Raw genomic sequence first — 21,839 nt, forward strand, 5'->3', positions numbered from 1 at the left:
CACCACCCTTCGGGTGGTCCCCCTCCCCCGTGAACGGGGGAGGATCGCGGTGGTGACGGGAGGCGTATCGGCGATGACGGTTGGTGCGGCGGCGACGGGCGCATCCTCCCCTGCGAAGCGGGGGAGGGGGACCGCCGCGAAGCGGTGGTGGAGGGGGCGCTCGACGCTGACGGGCACACTGGAAACATCAACCGGTCATCGCCGCTACCCAAGGATGACGGTGGAGGGGGCGGAGAGCGGCGCGAGTCGTGATCGGAGATGACCTCACGGCCGCGTCCTGGCCCCAAGTCTGGATCCCCGTTTGCGCGGGGATGAGCGGCTGGAGGGAAACGGCTTGGAGATGAGCGGCCTGGGGGTGAGCGGCTCGAAGGCCGCCTTGGGTACCACGAGGGGCCCTGCGCCAGCGTCACATGGCCTGGGGGCAAGCGAGCGTCCCCGTTGCTCCGCCCCCGTTTACCCCTCGACACCCTTCAGAAACACCTGTTCCAGCGTCGTCTTGGCCGTCTCGAAATGGTCCGGGCGGTCGGTCTTCTGGCCGAGGACGGCGCGGATCTGGGTTTCGAAGTCGGCGTAGTGCTGGGTGGTGGCCCAGACCATGAAGATCAGGTGGTGGGGGTCGACGGGGGCGATGCGGCCGGCCCTGACCCAGCCGGCGATCACCGCCGCCTTCTCGTCGACAAGGCCCTTCAGCCGGCCGGCGAGGATGGGGCCGAGGATCGGGGCGCCCTGGATGATCTCCATGGCGAAGAGGCGGGAAGCCTCCGGGTTGTCGCGGCTCATCTCGAGCTTGCGGTCGATATAGGCGGCGATCTCGGCTGCCGGCTCGCCATCCGGGTCGAGCTGCTCCAGCGGCTGCAGCCACATCTCGTGCGTGCGGTTGAGGACGGCGAGGTAGATGTCCGGCTTGCGGCGGAAATAATAGAGCAGGTTCGGCTTGGTCATGCCGGCGCGTTCGGCGATCTGGTCGACGGTGGCGCCGCGATAGCCGTAGGTCGAGAAGACCTCCAGCGCCGCGTCGAGGATGCGGACCTCGTTGGCGGCCTGGATGCGGGTACGCTTGCGGGTGCGCCCGGCCCGCGGGGTGCTGGTGGCCAGGCTCATGGGGTGACGCCGGGTTGGCGTGGCGCGCGGCGCGCCCAGTCGAGGCCTGTGCGTCCTTCGAGGCTCGGGCCTTGCCCTCGCACCTCAGGATGGCGACGGGGGGAATCCTCGTCTGCAACTGCCCGGCTTTTGGCAAATGTACCCGTCGTCGCCATCGCGAGGTGCTGCGCGCCGCGGAGCCTCGAAGGACGCAGGGCGCCCTCGCTTTGATGGCCCTGCACTGGCGCGGATAACGACGGCAAACTGGCCTCCCCTGCCGGTCGCTCGCAGCGCGGCCAGCGACCAAATGACCCTTGAGCGGGCTCTGGAACTTGTCTAGGTTCCCTTGACCAATTGGTCAGGAAATCTCGCCGTCTCCTCGTAGAAGAAAAGGCCCGCCGGTGCAATCGTTCCGGGCGTTCGGTCGAGGCGCGCACGGCAGTGAGGGAGGGTTGACGACATGGCCAGCGAAGCAGCCGACGCGCGCAGCGGATTGACCACCAACAACCTCGAAGCCTTCTGGATGCCGTTCACCGCGAACCGGCAGTTCAAGCAGACGCCGCGCCTGCTGGTCGGCGCCGAGGGGATGTATTACCGCTCGGCCGACGGCCGCGAGATCCTCGACGGCACTGCCGGGCTGTGGTGCGTCAATGCCGGCCACGGGCGCAAGCATATCGCCGACGCGATCGCCGCGCAGGTGATGGAACTCGACTATGCCCCGGCCTTCCAGATGGGCCACCCCAAGGCCTTCGAACTGGCGGCGCGGCTGGTCACATACATGCCGGCCGGCATCGACCATGTCTTCTTCACCAACTCCGGCTCCGAGTCGGTCGAGACCGGGCTGAAGATGGCGCTGGCCTATCACAAGGTGAAGGGGGACGGCGGCCGCTTCCGGCTGATCGGCCGCGAGCGCGGCTATCACGGCGTCAATTTCGGCGGCATCTCGGTCGGCGGCATCGTCACCAACCGCAAGCATTTCGGCACGCTGCTGACCGGCGTCGACCATATCCGCCACACCCATGACCCGGCCCGCAACGCCTTTTCGCGCGGCCAGCCGGAGCATGGCGCCGAATTCGCCGACGACCTTGACAAGGTCATCACCCTGCACGACCCCTCGACCATCGCGGCGGTGATCGTCGAGCCGGTGGCGGGATCGACCGGCGTGCTGGTGCCGCCGAAGGGCTATCTTGAGAAGTTGCGGGCGACCTGCGACAAGCACGGCATCCTGCTGATCTTCGACGAGGTGATCACCGGCTTCGGCCGACTCGGCGCGCCCTTCGCCGTCGACTATTTCGGCGTGACGCCCGACATCGTGCTGACCGCCAAGGGGGTGACCAACGGCGTCGTGCCGATGGGCGCGGTGTTCGTGAAGAAGGAGATCTACGAGACCTTCATGAACGGTCCCGAGCACATGATCGAGTTCTTCCACGGCTATACCTATTCGGGGAACCCGGTCTCCTCGGCCGCCGGCCTCGCGACCCTCGACATCTACGAGGAAGAGGGCCTGCTCAACCGCGGCGCCGAACTCGCCGACTACTGGGCGGACGCGCTGCACAGCCTCAAGGGGCTGCCGCATGTCATCGACATCCGCAATTGCGGGCTGGTCGGGGCGATCGAGCTGGAGCCGATCGCCGGGCAGCCGACCAAGCGCGCCTTCACCGCCTTCCTCCAGGCCTTCGAGAAGGGGCTGCTGATCCGCACCACCGGCGACATCATCGCCCTGTCGCCGCCGCTGATCATCACCAAGGGGCAGATCGACAAGCTGTTCGACACCCTGAAGGACATTCTCCAGTCGCTCGACTGAGAACGCCGCGCCGCTGAACTGTCACCCTCGCGACACCAAGCGGTGTCAGCGATGACGGCATGACGCGACTCGCACGCATCGCCATGCTCTTCGCAACGCTCGCCATCGGCGCGGCGCCGGCATCCGCCACGTTCCGGCCCGGCGCGCCGCAGCCGGTCGACCTCGCCGCCGTGATCGTCTCGGATACGAACCGAGATACGCCGCTGGCAGAGGTCGTGGCGGGCAAACCGACGATCCTCCACGTCTGGGCGACGTGGTGCGCGCCCTGCCGGACCGAACTGCCCGCGGTTGCACGGTTCCAGGCGGCGCTTGCCGCCGAGGGGCTGGGCGACCGGCTGGTGCTGGTCTCGGTCGACCGCTCGAGCCATGACCGGGTCGCGGCCTTCCTGGCGGACGACCTCGGACTGGATCTGCATACCTGGTTCGACACCAGCCGACGGGCGGGGCCTTCCTTTCGCCTGTTCGGCTACCCGGCGACGGTCGTGCTCGACGGCGACGGGGCGATCGTCTGGCGACATGCCGGGCCGCTTGACTGGGATGATGCTTCGCTGCGCGACGCGCTGACGCGGTACCTGACGCCAGCCGGTCAGTGAGCGTGGCCGGCGTGGCTGTGGCCGGCGGCGTCCGATGCGCCGACCTCGACGTGAACATCAACCGGGCCGACGTCGAAGACGATCGTGATTTCGATCTCGTCGCCCTCGACCAGTGTTTCGGCGAGACCGTTGAGCCGGAGCGCCAGGCCGTTTGGCGCCAGCACGACCTCGCGCCGGTTGCGGACCGGAATCGCCGGCAGCGGGGTGTAGGCCGGTTCGCCATCCCTGAGCTCGAAGCCGACCAGCTCGACCGAAGCGGCCAGGCCGCTCGCGCCGCCCTGGAGCAGGACATCGGCGCCGGAGTCGTTCACGATATCGGCGAAGACCAGCGCCTCCGGGCCGGTCGTCGCCCGCGCCCAGGCATGGACGACGCGCAGGCCGTTGGACTCGGCGACATGGTCGTCATAGTCGTCCGCGGCGAAGGAGACGGCGGCCCAGGCGAGGACCGGGATCGCCGCGAGGCGAAGGAGACGGTTCGGCATCGGATGCGCTCCGTTTTCGAATTGAGATGTCCATCAGGCCCTCAGCTCCGGCGCGACCGGCCGGTTGAGGGCGACGAAGGCGGGGACGAGGGCAAGCAGCACGGTTAGGCTGACGAAGCCGGCGACGAGGTGAAGCTCCGGCCAGTCGAGGGAGGCGCGGACGAGGATGTCGGTGCGGGCGGTGACGACGCGCGAGATGATCGCGGTCGCCGCGACGCCGACCCCGATGCCGAGAGCCGCGCCGGCGCCGATCAGCGCGGCGGCGTAGCTCCACACCACGGCGAAGACGAAACGGCGCGGCGCGCCGAGCGCCCGCAAGAGCGCCAGGCGGCGGGAGAACAGGCGGGTCAGGATCACCAGCCCGGCCAGCACGCCGGCGGTGACCAGCACCTGGGTGACGATCGCCATCACCGACATCACCTGGCGGACATCGCCGAGCAGGCTGTGGAGCCGGGCCAGCACCGCGCCGGGGAAGAAGGCCATGGTGTCGGCGCGGGTGAAGTCCGAGCGCAGCGCATAGTTGGCCCAAAGCTCCTCGGCACGGACAAGGATCGCTGGCGTGCCGGGAAAGTAGTCGGCATCGAAGGGCGGGCCGAGCGCACCCTCGTGCTGTGGACCGTGGCCGTCGGGCAGGCCATGGACCGCCCAGACGGCTTCGACCGGCACGAGGATCGCCTTGTCCCAGGGGCTGCCGCTCGGCCTCATGCGGCCGACGACGGTGTAGGCGGCGCCGGCATGGGCGCCCTCCTCGGCCGCCGGACCCGCGCCATGCGCCGGCTCGAAACTGTCACCGATGTCCAGCGCGACGCGCGCGCCGATGACCGCCTCGCCATGGGTGGCGAAGAGCCGGCCGGTGGCGAGGTCGCCGGACAGATGGCTGACGAAATCCGCTGTCGTGCCGATCACCGGCGCGGCGCGATAGCTGTCGCCAAAGGCGATCGGCGCGGCGAGGCTGACCCGGTCGTGGCTCGCGATCTCGTTATACACCGCGCCCGACAGGAGCGGCGCGTCGACCGGCTGGAGGTAGACCGCCGCCATCATCATGGTGACCTCGCTGCCCGGCGCGGTGACGATCAGGTCGAACTTGTCGGCAGCGCGCGCCGTGCCCTGGCGAAGGCCGCGCTCCTGGGCGATCAGGCCGACGCCGATGCCGACCGAGACGGCGATCAGCGCGACAAAGAGAAGGCTCGTCCAGCGGAACCGCCACAGTATCGCGCCGACCAGGGCGAAGGGGCGATAGCCGGCCAGAACCACGATGCCGACGACAAGCGCCGGGAGAAGCAGCAGGACGAACCAGGCGATGTCCTGCGCCATCACCGGCAGCGTCTGCCAGAGATCGGCAACGGCGTCAGGCATCGGCCGGCGCCTCGGCCGCCAGCGTGCCGTCGACGACATCGACCAGCCGGTCCATGCGGCGGTGCACGGCCGGATCGTGGCTGACGGCGATCAGCGTCTTGCCGGTCTCGCGGGCCAGCGCCACGAGGTCGTCGACGAGACGGTCGGCGGTCTCGCGATCGAGGCTCGCGGTCGGCTCGTCGGCGAGGATGATCGCCGGATCGGTGGACAGCGCCCGGGCGACGGCGACGCGTTGGCGCTCGCCGCCGGAGAAGCTCGCGACGGCGCGCGCGCCGCCGGCGAGGCCGAGGCGGGCAAGCGTCGCGCCAGCCTGGCGGGCGATGGCGCCCCGTCGCCGGCGGGGCGCGAAACTAGCGGCGAGCGACGCGTTGGCCAGCGCGCCCAGTTCCTCGAACAGGAGGAAGTCCTGGAAGATCATGCCGATGCGTTCGCGCCGGAAGGCAGCGCGGTCGCCCTCCCCCATCGCGACGATGTCGGTCGTGCCCCATGCGACACGGCCGCTTGCCCGCGACGCAAGGCCGGCAAGCGCGAAGAGCAGTGTCGACTTGCCGGCGCCCGACGGCCCGCGGATGCCGATCGCCGCGCCTTGAGGAACGGCAAGGTGGGGGACCGTCAGGATCGCGCGTCCGTCATCGCCCAGGACCCGAAGGTCGGAAACAGTCAGCGCCAGGGCGTCGTCCATGATTCAGCCGCGCTCGTAGGTCGCATCGACGATGCGAACGCGGCTCACGAAGCCAGTTTCCTCGTCCTTGACCGCGCCGAGTTCCAGCTTTCCCCTGGCGAGCAACGGAACGTTGAACGGCACAACCTTGAGCAGGCGTTTGGTGTAGACGGCGAGGATGTCGTTCGGCCACTCCGCCTCGGACTCGCAAAAGGGGCAGACGGCCATCGGCCGGGTGGTCAGGACGAAGAAGCGGGACTCCGCCTTCAGCGGCGGCGCCATGAAACCGGAAACCGTGATCAACTCCCCCTCCATCGTCGTGGCGAGGTCGGAGAAGGAAAGGTCCTTGTTGTAGAGGTCGCGCAGGCGAACGACTTCGGCGGCGGCAACCGCCGACGGAACGGCGATGCTGGCGAGCCCTGCAAGAAACAGGCGGCGATCCATGGCGCGGTGAGTCCTACGGCAACGGAGTAGCGACGACCCTAGCCATCGGCGATGACAGTCATGCGAAAGGCACGCGCAGAACGCGGGCCCTCCACATGTCGTTTCCGCAATGACTACTCGGCGGAGACCGCGTAGTTCATCACATGGAAGATGTAGTTCTGCTCGATGGTGCCATCGAACAGATGGGCCCAGGGGCCCTTGGCGTAGACGGCGACATCCTCACCGGAATGGGTCTCCGACGACATCGGGATCAGCGCCTGCTGGAGATAATCCGGATCGGTCGCACCCTCCTCGGTGACAACCGGACGGGTGCCGAAATAGGCGCCATCGGCCTGCTCGGTCAGGACCGCGCCGGCACCGTTGAGGAAGCCCGCCACGGTGTAGGGCTTGCCGTCGGAGCCGGTCAGCGGCTCGTCGGAATGCTTCACCTGGCCCTTGGCCACATCGTAGCAGAGGCCGGTGATCGGCGACCCACGGCCGCAATAGCCGTTGAACGCGATCGCATGCTCATGGTCGGCGGTGACGATGATCAGCGTGTCGCCGTCGTCGGTCAGCTCGTCGGCCAGCGCCACCGCCTCGGCGAAGGCGACGCCATCGGTCACGGTGCGGTAGAGGTTGCCGTCATGGCTGGCATGGTCGATGCGGCCGGCCTCGACCTCGAGGTAGTAGCCGTCCTCGTTCTTCGACAACTGCTCGATCGCCATCTTCGTCATATCGGCGAGCGACGGCTCATCCTCGTCGGAGCGGTCGTGCTCGTATTTCATGTGGCTGCCCTCGAAGAGCGCCAGGATCGGCGTGGTGCCGTCGAGGTTGAGCCTTTCGGCGGACCCGGTGTCGTAGGCGTACTGGAAACCTGCGTCCTGCGCTTCCTTGATAAGGTCGCGTCCGTCCGGACGGCTGCCCTTGCCGCCATCCATCGTCCCGGCGTCCTCGGGGGCGAAGTAGCGCGCGCCGCCGCCCATGGCGAGATCGACCGTGCCGGCCTTCATCGCGTCGATCAACTGGGTGGCGATGTCGACGCAGCCATCCGGCGCCTCGCCTTCCCAGTTGCGGTTGGCGGTCTTGGCGTAGACGGCGGCCGGCGTCGCGTGGGTGATCCGCGCCGTGGACACAATGCCGACCGCCTTGCCCGCTTCGGAGACCATCTCCGAAAACGTCGTCAACTTGTTGCCATTCTCGCTGGCGCAATCCTCGTGGATCGCGTTCTCGTTGAGGTTGATCGTGTTGAACACCTGCTTGACGCCAGTGTTCATCGCGCCGCCGGTCGGGGCCGAATCCGGGGTCTGGGCGTTGATGTTGTAGGTCTTGACCAGCGCGAGATTCGGAAAGGACTCGTAAGACAGCACATGCTCCTCGCCGAGCTTGCCCATCTTCTGGCCCTCGAAGAGACGAGTGGCATAGTTGGTGCCGACGCCATTGCCGTCGGCGATGAACAGGATGACGTTCTTCGCCTTGTTGGTGTTCGGCTGGCGGGCCATCATCTCCTGGATCCGGGCCTGGGCATCGGTGTACCAGGCGCTGTCCTTCTGGACGATGTCCTGCGCAAGGGCAGCGGTCGAAGCCAGCGCGAGGGTGGCCGCGGCAACCGCCGTGGCGGTGCGAGCGAATTGGTGCAAGGGAGCCTCCATTTCAGGGTGACAGACGGTCCGCTCCGCTACCGGCGAGGCGGTTCCAGCGCCGCCAATTACGCTGTCCCGGTGACAACGATGCTGAGATCGCACGACGTTTCGGTGACGCGGTTGCAGGCCGTCCGACGGCGCGCCCTGCAGTCGTCCTCGCAGCCAGCCGTCGACCCAAATGGCGCTTGAGCGGATCGTGGAACTTGTCTAGGTTTCCCTTGACCAATTGGTCAGGAAATCTCGCGGTTTCCGCCGATTGCAGAACCGCCGACCCGGGCGGCCGGACAGGACGCCGGGAAAACCAGGGCGGTATTGAGATCGCCCGCCCAGGGCGAAACAAGGGAACGGCGCATCGCCCTGATTATCGTTTGACACACCGGGAGGCATCCTTCAGACCGTCGACCATTTGGAATGGATATTCCGTTCAGATAGAAATGGATCAAACGTTCCGCGGACGCCAAGGAGAGCCCTAGAAATATGCAGACCCTGCAAAACATCATCGGCGGCAAGCTCGTCGCCTCGACCAGCCCGCGCACGGCGCCGATCTTCAACCCGGCGACCGGCGAACAGTCGGCCGTGCTGCCGCTGTCGACGCTGGCCGAACTGGACGCCGCCGTTGCCGCCGCCAAGCTGGCGCTGCCGGAATGGGCCAACATGCCGCCGCTCAGGCGCGCCCGCTACATGTTCAAGTTCAAGCAGCTGCTCGACGAGAATATCGACCGGATCGCCGAGGCGATCTCGGCCGAGCACGGCAAGGTGCATGGCGACGCGGTCGGCGAAGTGCAGCGCGGCATCGAGGTGGTCGAGTTCTGCTGCGGCATCCCGCAGCTCTTGAAGGGCGAATTCTCCCGCCATGTCGGCCCGTCGATCGACACCCATTCCGACCGCCAGCCGCTCGGCGTCTGCGCCGGCATCACGCCGTTCAACTTCCCGGCGATGGTGCCAATGTGGATGTATCCGGTGGCGATCGCCTGCGGCAACACCTTCATCCTCAAGCCGTCGGAGAAGGATCCGTCGGCCTCGATGGTGATCTACGAGCTGTTTCGCGAGGCGGGCTTCCCCGACGGCGTGCTCAACATCGTCCATGGCGACAAGGAAGTGGTCGACGGCATCCTCGCCCATCCCGACATCAAGGCAGTGTCCTTCGTCGGCTCGACGCCGATCGCCGAATATGTCTACCGGACGGGCAGCCAGCACGGGAAGCGTGTCCAGGCGCTGGGCGGCGCCAAGAACCACATGGTGATCATGCCCGACGCCGACATGGACAAGGCGGTCGACGCGCTGATGGGGGCCGGCTACGGCTCGGCCGGCGAGCGCTGCATGGCGGTGTCGGTGGCGGTGCCGGTCGGCGAGGACACGGCCAACCGACTGATCGAGACGATCGCGCCGCGGGTGCAGGCGCTGAAGATCGGGCCGGCGACCGACCCCGACGCCGAGATGGGGCCGCTGGTCACCAAGCAGCACATGGAGAAGGTGCTCGGCTATATCGAGGCCGGCATCAAGGAAGGCGCCGAACTGACGGTCGACGGCCGCGGCTTCAAGGCGCAAGGGTATGAGAACGGCTACTTCGTCGGTGGCACGCTTTTTGATCGCGTTACCCCCGACATGACGATCTACAAGGAAGAAATCTTCGGTCCGGTGCTGTCGGTGGTGCGTAGCGACAGCTACGAGCATGCCGTCAAACTGATCAATGACCACGAATACGGCAACGGCACCGCGATCTTCACCCGCGACGGCGACGCGGCCCGCACCTTCGCCGACCAGATCGAGGTCGGCATGGTCGGCGTCAACGTGCCGATCCCGGTGCCGGTCGCCTATCACTCCTTCGGCGGCTGGAAGCGGTCGATCTTCGGCGACCACGCGATCTACGGACCGGAGGGCGTCCACTTCTACACCCGGCTGAAGACGATCACCTCGCGCTGGCCGGAAGGCATCAAGTCGGGCGCCGTGTTCCACTTCCCGACGATGAACTGAGGGAGCGACGGTTTGGCACCAGGGACTTCCGCCCAACTCCAAACCGTTCATCCCCGCGCAAGCGGGGGCCCAGCCTTGCTCTGTCCAGGCGGCCGGATCAGGAGGGTCAGGGAAGCAAGTCTTCCAGCAACGTTCCGCCCTGCCCCGTCTGGGTCCCCGCTTGCGCGGGGACGAGCGGTGCGTGGAGGCGGCTCGAAAAGACCCATTCGACTACGAGGAAATGAGTGATGGCCAAGCCCGCCGACAACCTGCGCATCAACGGCGATCGCCTGTGGGAGACCATCCACGCGATCGCCGAGATCGGGCCGGGGGTGCGCGGCGGCAGCAACCGCCAGACGCTGACCGACGACGACGCCGAGGGGCGGCGGCTGTTCCAGCGCTGGTGCGAGGATGCCGGCATGACGGTGACGGTCGACCAGATGGGCACGATGTTCGCCCGCCGGGAAGGCACCGACCCGTCGCTGCCGCCGGTGGCCGTCGGCAGCCATCTCGACACCCAGCCGACCGGCGGCCGCTATGACGGCGTGCTCGGCGTGCTCGGCGCGCTGGAGACGGTGCGGACGCTGAACGACCTCGGCCTCAAGACAAAATACCCGATCGAGGTGGTCAACTGGACCAACGAGGAAGGCACCCGCTTTGCCCCGGCGATGCTGGCTTCCGGCGTGTTTGCGGGGATGCACGAACTCGATTGGGCCTATGACCGCAAGGACCACGACGGCAAGCGTTTCGGCGACGAACTGGAGCGGATCGGCTTCAAGGGCGAGGAGCCGGTTGGCCAGCACCCGTTCCACGCCTTCTTCGAACTGCATATCGAGCAGGGGCCGATCCTCGAGGCGGAAGGCCTGGATATCGGCGTCGTCACCCACGGCCAGGGGCTGTGGTGGCTGCAGGTGACGCTGACCGGCAAGGAGGCGCATACCGGCTCGACGCCGATGCCGCTGCGCAAGAATGCCGGGCTCGGCTTCGCCCGCATCGCCGAACTGGTGCAGACGGTGGCGATGGAGAACCAGCCGGCGGCCGTCGGCGGCATCGGCCATGTCGACGTCTATCCCAATTCGCGCAACGTCATCCCCGGCAAGGTGGTCTTCACCATCGACATCCGCTCGCCGGACCAGGCGACGCTCGACGGGATGAAGGCGAAGATCGAGGCGGAGGCGCCGAAGATCGCCGCGGACCTCGGCCTCGGCATCGAGATCGAGGTCGCCGGCCATTTCGACCCGGTGACCTTCGACGAGAAATGCGTCGCGGCGGTGCGCGACGCGGCCGAGCGGCTCGGCTATTCGCACCGCGACCTGATCTCCGGCGCCGGCCACGACGCCTGCTGGATCAACCGGGTCGCGCCGACGGCGATGGTGATGTGCCCCTGCGTCGACGGGCTGTCGCATAACGAGGACGAGGAGATCACCAAGGAGTGGTCGACCGCCGGCGCCGAGGTGCTGTTCCACGCGGTGGTCGAGACGGCGGAGATTGTGGAGTGAGGCTTTCTACACTACGTCTGGTAGGATCGCGGTCCCCGGAGTTTGCGCTTTGGAGACCGACGACCTCATTCTCGAACACTTGCGCGCGATCCGCGAGACACAGGATCGCGACAGCGAGCATTTGCGCGAGATCAAGAGCAGGCTGGGCATTCTCGAGCAACAATATGCCAGCCTGTCGAACCGGCTCGACCGGATGGAAGAGCGGGTCGCCCGCATCGAGAAACGGCTCGAGCTGGTCGAGTCCTGACACCGTATATCGGGCCGGCCATCCCGCCTCGCCCGGCGCGGGGGAGATCGCCGCATGACCACCGACCATCGCGAGGTCCTGCTCGGCATGTATCGCGCCTTCAACGATCGCGACATCGACCGCGCGACCGAGTTTCTCGCGCCCGAGGTCTCCTGGCCGAACGCCGAAACCGGCGGTCGGGTCGAAGGACGGTCGGGGGTGCGCGCCTATTGGGAAAACCAGTGGCAGACCTTCGATCCAAAGGTCGAGCCGCTCCAGGTATCGACCGACGCGGACGGCCTGGTCCGGGTGCGCGTTCATGAACTGAACCGCAGCCTCGACGGCGCCATCCTCGCCGACCGCAAGATCGAGCATGTCTTCACCTTCGACGGCGCCTTCATCAGCGGGCTGACGGTGATCGAGGCCGATCCCGACCCGGATATCGACGAGGACGATGAGGACGGCGATGGCGACGGAGGCGACTCCTGAGCGGTCCCGGCGCGACACTGCGGACATCCCTGATGGCGTCGCTGCTGGTGGCGCTCGCTCTTCCCGCGCTGGCCGCCGACGAGCGCGCCTGCGCCGCGGCGCTCGACTCGCTCGACGCCGCCTATGAGGCGGCGGTCGCGGTCGAGCAGAATGCCGACAATGCCGTCTTCCGCCTGATGCCGGCGGCGCTGGCGGCCGAGAAGGCCGCCGACCAGGCCAAGCTCGGCGACTGGCCGGCGGCGACGGTCAGGACATTCGAAAGCATCGCCGTGGAAGCCCGCGACCTTGCCGCGACGCCGGAGGCCCGCACGCCCGAGGCGGCAAGGACCTTGCGCGGACATGCCGACACGGGCGAGGCTGAGATCGCGCCGATCTGCGGAGGCAGAAACCGAAACGCCGCTTAACTTGAGGATTGAGACATGTCGACTGTGATCAAGGGCGGGACGATCGTCACCGCCGACACCACCTTCCCCGCCGACGTCCTGATCGAAGGCGAGACGATCACCGCAATCGGCAAGAACCTGTCCGGCGACAAGGTGATCGACGCCGCGGGCTGCTACGTCATGCCCGGCGGCATCGACCCGCATACCCATCTCGAAATGCCGTTCATGGGCACCCATTCGGCCGACGACTTCTCCTCCGGCACCAAAGCGGGCGTTTCCGGCGGAACCACGATGGTCGTCGACTTCGTGCTGCCCGGAATCAACGAGTCGCTGATCGACGCGCTGCAGGCCTGGCACCAGAAGGCTGGCAAGGCGGCTTCCGACTATTCCTTCCACATGGCGATCACCTGGTGGGGCGAGCAGGTGTGGAAGGAGATGGAGGAGGTGGTCAAGCGCGGCATCAACACCTTCAAGCACTTCATGGCCTACAAGGGCGCGCTGATGGTGAACGACGACGAGCTCTACCAGTCGTTCCTGCGCTGCGCCGAGCTCGGCGCCATGCCGCTGGTCCATGCCGAGAATGGCGACGTGGTCGCCCGGCTCCAGCAGAAATACATGGAGATCGGCACCACCGGGCCGGAGGGTCATGCCTTCTCGCGGCCGCCGGAGGTCGAGGGCGAAGCGGTCAACCGGGCGGTGATGATCGCCGACCAGGCGGGCGTGCCGCTCTATGTCGTGCACGTCTCCTGCGAGGCGGCGCACGAGGCGATCCGCCGGGCGCGCTCGCTCGGCCAGCGGGTCTTCGGCGAGCCGCTGATCCAGCATCTCACCCTCGACGAATCCGAGTATTTCAATCCCGACTGGGACCACGCCGCGCGCCGCGTGATGTCGCCGCCCTTCCGCAACAAGGTCAACCAGGACTCGCTGTGGCACGGGCTGGCCGCGGGCTCGCTGCAGGTGGTCGCCACCGACCATTGCGCCTTCACCACCGAGCAGAAGCGGATGGGGATCGGCGACTTCACCCGCATTCCCAACGGCACCGGCGGGCTCGAGGACCGGATGCCGGTGCTGTGGACCAAGGGCGTGCGGACCGGGCGGCTGACGATGAACGAGTTCGTCGCCGTCACCTCGTCGAATATCGCCAAGATCCTCAACATCTATCCGAAGAAGGGGGCGATCGCCGTTGGCGCCGACGCCGATATCGTCGTCCTCGACCCGAAGAAGTCGAAGACCATCACGGCCGACAAGCAGCAGTCGATCATCGACTACAACGTCTTCGAGGGCGTCGAGGTGACCGGGCTGCCGCGCTACACGCTGTCGCGCGGCGATGTGGTGTTTGAGGATGGCAAGGTGACCGCCGAGGACGGGCGCGGCAAGTTCGTCGAGCGGGCGCCGAGCCCGCCGGTGCATGAGGCGCTGTCGTCGTGGAAGGCGCTGAAGACGCCGCAGCCGGTCGAGCGCTCGGCCGAGAACATGCCGATCGGAGTGTGATGGTGCGTCCCGACAAACGCTCCGCCTTCCACCGCAGCCGCATCGATCGGGCCGGGCGATGACGAACGAGACGACGACGCGACCATCATCGATCCTGGCGCCGGACACGCCGCCGGAAAAAGACACGGTCATCAAGGTCGACAAGCTGTCGCTGACCTTCCAGACCAACGACGGTCCGGTGCACGCGCTGGAGGATATCAACCTCGAGGTCGAGCGCGGCGAATTCGTCTCGCTGATCGGGCCGTCGGGCTGCGGCAAGACCACGCTGCTCAGGGTCATCGCCGATCTCGAGCGCCAGACCGGCGGATCGATCACGGTCAACGGCGTGACGCCGCGCGAGGCCCGCGAGAAGCGCGCCTATGGCTATGTCTTCCAGGCGGCGGCGCTCTATCCGTGGCGGACCATCGCCCGCAACGTCGCCCTGCCGCTGGAGATCATGGGGCTGGCGCGGGCCGAGCGGACCCGGCGGGTCGCGGACAACCTGGCGCTGGTCAACCTCCAGGGCTTCGAGCGCAAGTATCCGTGGCAGCTCTCCGGCGGCATGCAGCAGCGCGCCTCGATCGCCCGGGCGCTGGCCGTCGAGCCGGACCTGCTCCTGATGGACGAGCCGTTCGGGGCGCTCGACGAGATCGTCCGCGACCACCTCAACGAACAGCTGCTGCAGCTCTGGGCCAAGACCAACAAGACGGTCGTCTTCGTCACCCACTCGATCCCCGAGGCGGTGTTCCTGTCGACCAGGATCGTCGTCATGTCGCCGCGGCCGGGGCGGATCCACGACATCATCACGTCGAACCTGCCCAAGCAGCGCAGCCTCGACATCCGCGAGACGCCGGAATTCCTCAAGATCGCCCACCGGGTGCGCGAAGGCCTGCGCGCCGGGCACAGCTATGAGGATTGAAACGTGACGGGCGCGGGGGAAACGGGCGTTATCTTCCTGGGCAGCGAACCCCACCCACCCCGCCCCGGTTCGGGGAGGGATTGGCGATCTTCACGCCTCTTTCAGCCAGACACCACCCGTTGCTTCCGGTTTGCGAGCGTGCTCGCAGGGCACCGATCCCTCCCCGAACCGGGGAGGGGGGACCATGCGAAGCATGGTGGGTGGGGTTCGGCGACGGTGCTGTGGGGCGCGGCATGAGCGCGGCGGCGGACATCATCGGCTATACACCGGCACGGCCCGGGATGGTGACGCGCTTCTTCCGGTCTAGCTTCGTCGCGGTCACTGTCATCGTGCTGGCGATCATCGTTATCTGGTATATCGCCGCGACCTTCCTCAATTCGCCGTGGCAATACGAGGTCTTCGCCCGCGCCGGGGAGAAGCCCGGCGTCATCGAGTTCGTCGAGGCGACGTGGTCGCAGGAGCGGCCGGTACTGCCCTCGCCGCACCAGGTCGGGGAGGAACTCTACAAGACGATCTTCGAGACCGCGCCGACATCCAAGCGCAGTCTGATCTACCACGGCTGGATCACGCTCTCCTCGACGCTGCTCGGCTTTGTCATGGGCACGGCGCTCGGCATCCTGCTGGCCACGGCCATCGTCCATGTCGCCAGCCTCGACAAGAGCCTGATGCCATGGATCGTCGCCTCGCAGACGATCCCGATCCTCGCCATCGCGCCGATGGTCATCGTCGTCCTCGCCTCGGTCGGGCTGACCGGGCTCCTGCCCAAGGCGATCATCTCGACCTACCTCTCCTTTTTCCCGGTCGCGGTCGGAATGGTGAAGGGGCTGCGCTCGCCGGACCCGATCAACCTCGACCTGATGCGCACCTTCAACGCCAGCCGTCCCCAGACCTTCTGGAAGCTGCGCTGGCCGTCGTCGGTCCCCTATCTCTTCGTCTCGATGCGGGTGGCGGTGGCGGCGAGCCTGGTCGGGGCGATCGTCGGCGAATTGCCGACGGGCGCGGTCGCCGGGCTCGGCGCGCGGCTACTGACCGGATCCTATTACGGACAGACCGTGCAGATCTGGTCGGCGCTGGTGCTCGCCTCGGTGCTGGCGGCGGTGCTTGTCACCCTGGTCGGGATCGCCCAGCGGATCGTCATGCGGCTGATGGGGGTGCGGGCATGAGCGCGGTGGACGTCGCCATCGTCGGCGCCGGCGCCGCCGGGCTTGGCGCTGCCAGGGCGCTCCGCCGCGCCGGCAAGACCGTCACCGTCTTCGAGGCGATGAGCCGCATCGGCGGGCGGGCCCATACCGAAAGCGACACCTTCGGCATGCCCTTCGACCGGGGCTGCGCCTGGCTGCATGCCGCCGACCGCAATCCCTTCTTCCCCGAGGCGGAAGCCGCCGGCTGGACGCTCCACCACCACGACATGGGGGTCGACCACCTCTATTTCGGCAGGACGCGCGCCACGGCCGAGGAACTGGCCGAGATGGCCGGGGCCGAGGCGGCGCTGATCGAGGCGCTGGGCGGAACGACCGAGCTGACCGGCGACCGGGTGTCGGAGCTGCTCGCCGCGACCCTTGGCGGCAGCGCCGCCGGCACCTTCAGCGGGCCGATGGACTTCGGCCAGGACGTCGACGAGATCTCGATCGCCGACCTGGCCAGCGCCGCCGACCTCGACCCGAACTATTTTACGCTGGAAGGCTTCGGCACGCTGGTCGCCCGTTGGGGCGGCGATGTCGAGGTCGAACTCGATACGCCGGTCCGCGAGATCCACTGGGACGGCCCCGGCGTCAGCGTCACCACCGACCGAGGGACCGTGGAGGCCGACAAGGTGATCGTCACCGTCTCGACCGGCGTCCTCTCCTTTGGCGGCATCCGCTTCGTGCCGGACCTGCCGGAAGACTATGACGCGGCCTTCGACCACCTGCCGATGGGACTGCTCACCAAGATCCCGCTGGTCGTCAAGGGCGAACGCTTCGGCCACCAGGCCTTTGACGACCTCCTGATCGAGCGGCGCGGCCATGGCGATATCTATTTCCTCTGCTTTCCCTTCGATCTCGACCTGATGGTCGGCTTCGTCGGCGGCGACTTCGCCTGGGAGATCGAATGCGCCGGCGAGGAAGCGGCGGTCGACTTCGCCACCGAGCGGCTGGTGCGGACCTTCGGCACCGACGCCCGCAAGGCGATCGGCAAGGGGGCGATGACGCAATGGGGCTCGGATCGCTGGACCCGCGGCGCCTATGCGGCGGCGCGTCCCGGCCAGGCCAGCGCCCGCGACGTGCTCTCGCACCCGGTGGCCGACCGCATCTACTTTGCCGGCGAAGCGCTGGCCGGCCCGCTGAAGCAGACCTGCGGCGGGGCGCGCCTCTCCGGCGAGACCGTCGCCGCGACGATTGCAGGCGCGGCATGAGACAGGCGCAGCGTGACTCCTGGCAGGCGCTTTTCGCCTTCGCGGCCCTGGTCGCGGCGGTGACGCTGCCGATCAATGCGGAGGGACCGCGCATCTACGTCCTCGGGCTCGGCACCGAGGCGATCCTGATCCTGCTGATGCTGTTCCTGACGGCGGTCGCCAGCGTCCGCCCGGCGGCATCGGACATTGCCGACCTGATGCTGCTCTTCTTCGTCCATGTCGGCGGCTATTTCGCGCTGACGCTGCTGCCGGCGGTCGCGGACGGGGCCGGCTGGGGATTCTGGGGGCTGGTCATCGCCTTGTGGCTGCTGGCCTGGCGACTGGTCACCGGACTATCGGCGCTCGAACCGTCCAACCGCGCCTATGCGATGCTGCTCAAGATCGTCGTGCCGCTGATCTTCGGCATCTGGCTCCTCTTCCTGTGGGAAGTGGTGGTGGTCGGCACCGGCGTGCCGGCAGTGCTGCTTCCACCGCCAAGCGCGATCTGGGCGCGCATCACCACCTCGACCGACATCCTGTGGGCCGACTTCAACCAGACCTTCCTGAAGGCCGTGATCGCCGGTTATGCGATCGGCTGCGCCAGCGGCTTCCTTGTCGCCATCGCGGCCGACCGCAGTCCCTTCCTGAAGCGCGGATTGCTGCCGGTCGGCAACCTGGTCTCGGCGCTGCCGATCATCGGCATGGCGCCGATCATGGTGATGTGGTTCGGCTTCGACTGGCAGTCGAAGGCGGCGGTGGTGGTCATCATGACCTTCTTCCCGATGCTGGTGAACACCGTCGCCGGGCTGGCGGCTTCCGACGCCATGCAGCGCGACCTGATGCAGACCTACGCGGCCGACTACTGGCAGACCCTGATCAAGCTGCGGCTTCAGGCGGCCCTGCCCTTCATCTTCAATGCCCTCAAGATCAACTCGACGCTGGCGCTGATCGGCGCGATCGTCGCCGAGTTCTTCGGCACGCCGATCGTCGGCATGGGATTCCGCATATCCACGGAGGTCGGCCGGCTGGCGGTCGACATGGTGTGGGCGGAAATAGCGGTGGCGGCCCTGGCCGGCTCCGTGTTTTATGGCGTCTTGGCGCTCCTTGAGCGTATCGTGACGTTCTGGCATCCGTCGTTCCGCACATGACGGTTCGGACGGCAACTCAACCTCGAATGGAGGGGTCAAAATGAAGAAAGTTCTGATTACCGCGCTCGCCGCAGCCGCCGGGATGGGCTTCGGCCTGTCGTCGGGCCTTGCCGCCGACGCGGTGACCTTGCAGCTCAAATGGGTGACGCAGGGCCAGTTTGCCGGCTACTACGTCGCCAAGGACAAGGGCTTCTACGAAGAAGAAGGCCTCGACGTCACCATCAAGCCAGGCGGCCCCGACATCAATCCGCAGCAGGTCCTGACCGGTGACGGCGCGGACATCGCCATCGACTGGATGCCGTCGGCCCTGGCCGCCCGCGAGAAGGGCGTGCCGACAGTCAACGTCGCCCAGCCCTTCAAGAAGTCGGGCATGATGCTGACCTGCCTGAAGGAAACCGGGATCACCAAGCCGGAGGACTTCCGCGGCAAGACGCTCGGCGTCTGGTTCTTCGGCAACGAGTATCCCTTCCTGTCGTGGATGGCGACGCTCGGCATTCCGACCGAGGGCGGCCCCGACGGCGTCACCGTGGTCAAGCAGGGCTTCAACGTCGACCCGCTGCTGCAGAAGCAGGCCGACTGCATCTCGACGATGACCTACAACGAATACTGGCAGGTCATCGACGCCGGCATCCCGGCCGAGGACCTGGTCGTCTTCAAGTATGAGGACCAGGGCGTCGCGACGCTTGAGGACGGCCTCTATGTGCTCGAGGATCGCCTGCAGGACGAGGCCTTCGTCGATGTCATGGCGCGCTTCGTCAAGGCGTCGATGAAGGGTTGGGAATATGCTCGCGAAAACCCCGACGAAGCAGCCGAGATCGTGCTGGAGAACGACGACACCGGTGCGCAGACGGAGAAGCACCAGAAGCGGATGGTCAGCGAGATCATCAAGCTGACCGAGGGTTCGAACGGCGCGCTTGACGAGGCTGACTACGAGCGGACCGTCGAGGTCCTGCTCGGCGGCGGTTCCGACCCGGTGATCACCAAGGTGCCGGAAGGCGCCTGGAGCCACGTCATCACCGACAAGGCCGGCATCAAGAACGACATGTAGGCGAAACGCCTTCAGACCGACGCGAGACGGGCGCCCACGGGCGCCCGTCTTCGTTTCAGCGGGACGGCACGACGAGGCGCAGCCGGCCGGGCTTCACGGCGAGCGAGAGCCGGCTCTTCTTCTCCGACGGATCGAAGAAGGCGTCATCGATCCGCGAGGTCGCGCCGGACCAGACCAGCCTGGCGCTCCGCACCCGGCCGAGCGAACGCAGCTTCGGCGCCTGATGGGCGGGGGCGCCGTCGCGCAGCCATTCAACCATCGACTTGCGGTGCGCCTCCTCGGCGCAGACGAGGTGCAGCCGGCCGTCATCGACGGCGGCGGCACGGCAGAGTCGCAGTCCGGGACCCATCAAAGGCATGTTCAGCGCCTCGACGAAGAGCGCGGCGCCGGACAAGTCCTCGCCATTCACCTTGAGCCTGGGAATGGGCGCGGCCTTGGCCAGCGACCTTGCCAGGCCACGGCGCGCCTTGAGAATTGCCCGCCTCGGCTCTGCCTCCGCCTTGTCGCTGAGATGAAGCGCGAGCGCCCCGGCGGCCAGCGCCCCGATGCCGACGCTCTCGACCGCGGTCTCCCGGCGGCGACCACGCGTGACCTCGAGGAGATCGACCGTGCGCCATGCCGGAGCGCGCAGTTCCGAGACGACCTCGGACACCGAATCGCCCAGCCCGAAGGCGCGGGCGATGTTGTTGGCGGTGCCCAGAGGCAGGATGGCAAGCGGTGTGTCCGTTCCGTCGAGCAGACGGGCGACCTTGGCGACGGTGCCGTCACCGCCGGCGGCGACGACCATCCGCGTCGGCAACCGCAGCGCGGCGGCAAGGCCGGGCTGCTTGGTCGACAGGCAGCGCACAGCATAGCCGGCCCGGGCGAGCAGCGCGACGATATGGTGGCGAGCGTGGCGGCCGGTCCCGGCGGAGGGATTGTAGGCAAGCGTGATGGTCGGCATCGCCGTCGCTCCAGATGCGGCCTTAACAACAGGAAACCCCGGAGGGCCAAAGGAGTTTCATGTCATGCCGGCCCGCCCCAGCAGAAAACGGGCGGACGACGCCTTTCCGCTACTTCTTGCCCATCTTGCGGGCGGCTTCCAGCTTGTTGGCAGCGCGCATCATGTCGAGGGCGAAGCGCGCCATGTCCGGCCAGCGGGCGCGATCCTTCGGACCGATCAGGATCCAGTCCATCATCGGCGGCTTCGACTTGAACGGGGCGAGGTATTCCCATTCGCTCAGGCCGAGCGAGAAGACATCGATATCGCGTCCAAGCTTTACCCCGAGGCCGGCGAACTTGCCCTTGGTCGTATAGAAGGCGAACACCTTGCCGCCGAACTTGACCGCGTCGGACGACATCATCCGGCCGCGCTCGACGCCGGACTCATTCGCCACCAGGTCGTCGGCGAGATGGCGCCATGCGGCGAGATCGGGATTTTCGTCGTCTGTCAGCAGGGTCTTCGGCACGCTTTTCTCCACAGGGCCTCTGGTATTAAACTCTTCGGTAAATCAACCTAGCGCCGCGCGGCGACCGGCGAATCCTGCTGGCTGGAGGGGAGCACCGTGGACACCGATCTGCTTGCGCCGCAACTCGACAAGGACCTGCCCAGGTTCCTCGCCGAGCTTTCAACGAACAATACCAAAGACTGGTTCGACGCGCACCGGGCGCGATACCAGCGCTGCTATGTCGAACCGGCGCTGGCGCTGATCACTGGCCTGGCCGAACCGCTTGGCCGGCTCGCCCCGCCACTCACGGCGGTGCCCAAGGTCAACGGCTCGCTGCGGCGGATCAACCGCGATGTCCGCTTCTCCAAGGACAAGCGCCCCTACTCGGCGATGCTGCACCTGATCTTCTTCACCGGCGACCATGCCAATCGCGGACCGGGGGTCCACGTCGTCGTCGGCCCGGACCATTTTGGCGTCGGCGCCGGCCACTGGGCCTTCGAGCCGGCGCAGCTCGAGGCCTATCGCGCGGCGATGACGACCAAGGCCGGGGCGAAGGAGCTGACGGCGGCGATCGGCAAGGCGGAAGCAATCGGCTGCGTCGCCGACGAACCGCAACTCGCCCGCTTGCCGCGCGGCTACACGGCGGAGGAGCCGGTGGCGACGATGCTCCGCCGCAAGGGCGTGGTGGTCCGAACCCATGACCAGCCGATCCCCGACGAACTGTTCGGGCCGGACGCTGTCCCCTTCCTGATGACGCGGATCAAGGCGCTGATGCCGCTGGTCGCCTGGCTCGACCGGACGGTCTATGGCTGACGCAACGCAGAACCGGCGCCGCTCGGGCGACGCCGGTTCTGCGGTCTCGCAGGC

General features: G+C 67.4%; 22 protein-coding genes. 14 read left to right on the plus strand and 8 right to left on the minus strand.

Annotated elements, in window-relative coordinates; translation table 11 throughout:
• Positions 1–453: 453 nt before the first annotated feature.
• Positions 454–1,101 (minus strand): HTH-type transcriptional regulator RutR, encoded by a 648-nt coding sequence (rutR, locus tag BLT60_RS21815; RefSeq protein WP_090880318.1) that lies wholly within the window; start codon positions 1,099–1,101, stop codon positions 454–456.
• A gap of 439 nt (positions 1,102–1,540) precedes the next feature.
• Between rutR and aptA the strand changes: the two genes are divergently transcribed.
• On the plus strand, positions 1,541–2,884 hold the full coding sequence (aptA, locus tag BLT60_RS21820; RefSeq protein WP_090880321.1) for an omega-aminotransferase AptA: 1,344 nt from the start codon (positions 1,541–1,543) through the stop codon (positions 2,882–2,884).
• A 59-nt stretch (positions 2,885–2,943) separates the two neighbouring features.
• On the plus strand, positions 2,944–3,477 hold the full coding sequence (locus BLT60_RS21825; RefSeq protein WP_090880324.1) for a TlpA family protein disulfide reductase: 534 nt from the start codon (positions 2,944–2,946) through the stop codon (positions 3,475–3,477).
• Here the strand turns inward: BLT60_RS21825 and BLT60_RS21830 are convergent.
• From BLT60_RS21830 to BLT60_RS21850, 5 genes are all read right to left on the minus strand, one after another.
• Positions 3,471–3,959, minus strand: coding sequence for a copper chaperone PCu(A)C (locus tag BLT60_RS21830; protein WP_090880327.1), 489 nt, complete (start codon positions 3,957–3,959; stop codon positions 3,471–3,473). The two genes, BLT60_RS21825 and BLT60_RS21830, sit on opposite strands and share 7 nt — an antisense overlap.
• Before the next feature lie 33 nt (positions 3,960–3,992).
• The gene (locus tag BLT60_RS21835; protein WP_090880719.1) at positions 3,993–5,315 is read right to left on the minus strand and encodes an ABC transporter permease family protein; all 1,323 of its coding nucleotides are present in this window, start codon (positions 5,313–5,315) and stop codon (positions 3,993–3,995) included.
• Positions 5,308–5,997: an ABC transporter ATP-binding protein gene (locus BLT60_RS21840; protein WP_090880330.1), complete on the minus strand. Its 690-nt coding sequence runs from the start codon at positions 5,995–5,997 to the stop codon at positions 5,308–5,310. The genes BLT60_RS21835 and BLT60_RS21840 overlap by 8 nt, the downstream gene beginning before the upstream one ends.
• Positions 5,998–6,000: 3 nt before the next feature.
• A complete protein-coding gene (locus BLT60_RS21845) occupies positions 6,001–6,420 on the minus strand; it encodes a hypothetical protein (RefSeq protein WP_090880333.1) in 420 nt (139 codons plus the stop codon).
• A 113-nt stretch (positions 6,421–6,533) separates the two neighbouring features.
• On the minus strand, positions 6,534–8,036 hold the full coding sequence (locus BLT60_RS21850) for an alkaline phosphatase (protein ID WP_244521387.1): 1,503 nt from the start codon (positions 8,034–8,036) through the stop codon (positions 6,534–6,536).
• A gap of 480 nt (positions 8,037–8,516) precedes the next feature.
• Between BLT60_RS21850 and BLT60_RS21855 the strand changes: the two genes are divergently transcribed.
• The 11 genes from BLT60_RS21855 (at position 8,517) to BLT60_RS21905 (ending at position 19,545) form a co-directional block, all read left to right on the plus strand.
• Complete coding sequence (locus tag BLT60_RS21855) at positions 8,517–10,013, plus strand: CoA-acylating methylmalonate-semialdehyde dehydrogenase (protein ID WP_090880339.1); 1,497 nt, start codon at positions 8,517–8,519, stop codon at positions 10,011–10,013.
• 227 nt (positions 10,014–10,240) lie between these two features.
• Positions 10,241–11,491, plus strand: a complete 1,251-nt coding sequence (locus BLT60_RS21860; protein ID WP_090880342.1) for a Zn-dependent hydrolase — start codon at positions 10,241–10,243, stop codon at positions 11,489–11,491.
• Positions 11,492–11,540: 49 nt separating this feature from the next.
• Entirely contained in the window at positions 11,541–11,738 is a 198-nt protein-coding gene (locus BLT60_RS21865) for a hypothetical protein (RefSeq protein WP_090880345.1), read from the plus strand.
• Between the two features lie 54 nt (positions 11,739–11,792).
• Positions 11,793–12,206, plus strand: a complete 414-nt coding sequence (locus BLT60_RS21870) for a nuclear transport factor 2 family protein (protein WP_090880348.1) — start codon at positions 11,793–11,795, stop codon at positions 12,204–12,206.
• Between the two features lie 32 nt (positions 12,207–12,238).
• A complete protein-coding gene (locus BLT60_RS21875; RefSeq protein WP_090880350.1) occupies positions 12,239–12,610 on the plus strand; it encodes a hypothetical protein in 372 nt (123 codons plus the stop codon).
• A 15-nt stretch (positions 12,611–12,625) separates the two neighbouring features.
• Complete coding sequence (hydA, locus tag BLT60_RS21880; protein WP_090880353.1) at positions 12,626–14,080, plus strand: dihydropyrimidinase; 1,455 nt, start codon at positions 12,626–12,628, stop codon at positions 14,078–14,080.
• Between the two features lie 58 nt (positions 14,081–14,138).
• Positions 14,139–14,978: an ABC transporter ATP-binding protein gene (locus BLT60_RS21885; RefSeq protein ID WP_090880356.1), complete on the plus strand. Its 840-nt coding sequence runs from the start codon at positions 14,139–14,141 to the stop codon at positions 14,976–14,978.
• 233 nt (positions 14,979–15,211) lie between these two features.
• Positions 15,212–16,141 (plus strand): ABC transporter permease, encoded by a 930-nt coding sequence (locus tag BLT60_RS21890; RefSeq protein ID WP_425285042.1) that lies wholly within the window; start codon positions 15,212–15,214, stop codon positions 16,139–16,141.
• Entirely contained in the window at positions 16,138–17,370 is a 1,233-nt protein-coding gene (locus tag BLT60_RS21895) for a flavin monoamine oxidase family protein (protein ID WP_090880359.1), read from the plus strand. The genes BLT60_RS21890 and BLT60_RS21895 overlap by 4 nt, the downstream gene beginning before the upstream one ends.
• Positions 17,367–18,497 (plus strand): ABC transporter permease, encoded by a 1,131-nt coding sequence (locus BLT60_RS21900; protein WP_090880362.1) that lies wholly within the window; start codon positions 17,367–17,369, stop codon positions 18,495–18,497. The genes BLT60_RS21895 and BLT60_RS21900 overlap by 4 nt, the downstream gene beginning before the upstream one ends.
• 40 nt (positions 18,498–18,537) lie before the next feature.
• Positions 18,538–19,545 carry an ABC transporter substrate-binding protein gene (locus tag BLT60_RS21905; RefSeq protein ID WP_090880364.1) on the plus strand — a complete coding sequence of 336 codons (1,008 nt, stop codon included), beginning with the start codon at positions 18,538–18,540 and terminating at the stop codon, positions 19,543–19,545.
• Positions 19,546–19,600: 55 nt separating this feature from the next.
• On the opposite strand, the gene BLT60_RS21910 is transcribed toward BLT60_RS21905, so the two are convergent.
• Both BLT60_RS21910 and BLT60_RS21915 read right to left on the minus strand, forming a co-directional pair.
• Positions 19,601–20,488 (minus strand): diacylglycerol/lipid kinase family protein, encoded by an 888-nt coding sequence (locus BLT60_RS21910; RefSeq protein WP_090880367.1) that lies wholly within the window; start codon positions 20,486–20,488, stop codon positions 19,601–19,603.
• 109 nt (positions 20,489–20,597) lie between these two features.
• The gene (locus BLT60_RS21915) at positions 20,598–20,993 is read right to left on the minus strand and encodes a hypothetical protein (protein WP_139167926.1); all 396 of its coding nucleotides are present in this window, start codon (positions 20,991–20,993) and stop codon (positions 20,598–20,600) included.
• A gap of 96 nt (positions 20,994–21,089) precedes the next feature.
• On the opposite strand from BLT60_RS21915, the gene BLT60_RS21920 reads away from it, so the two are divergent.
• Positions 21,090–21,785, plus strand: a complete 696-nt coding sequence (locus BLT60_RS21920) for a DUF2461 domain-containing protein (protein WP_175478583.1) — start codon at positions 21,090–21,092, stop codon at positions 21,783–21,785.
• Positions 21,786–21,839: the final 54 nt, after the last annotated feature.

The sequence above is a fragment of the Bauldia litoralis genome (genome assembly GCF_900104485.1).
Classification (GTDB): domain Bacteria; phylum Pseudomonadota; class Alphaproteobacteria; order Rhizobiales; family Kaistiaceae; genus Bauldia; species Bauldia litoralis.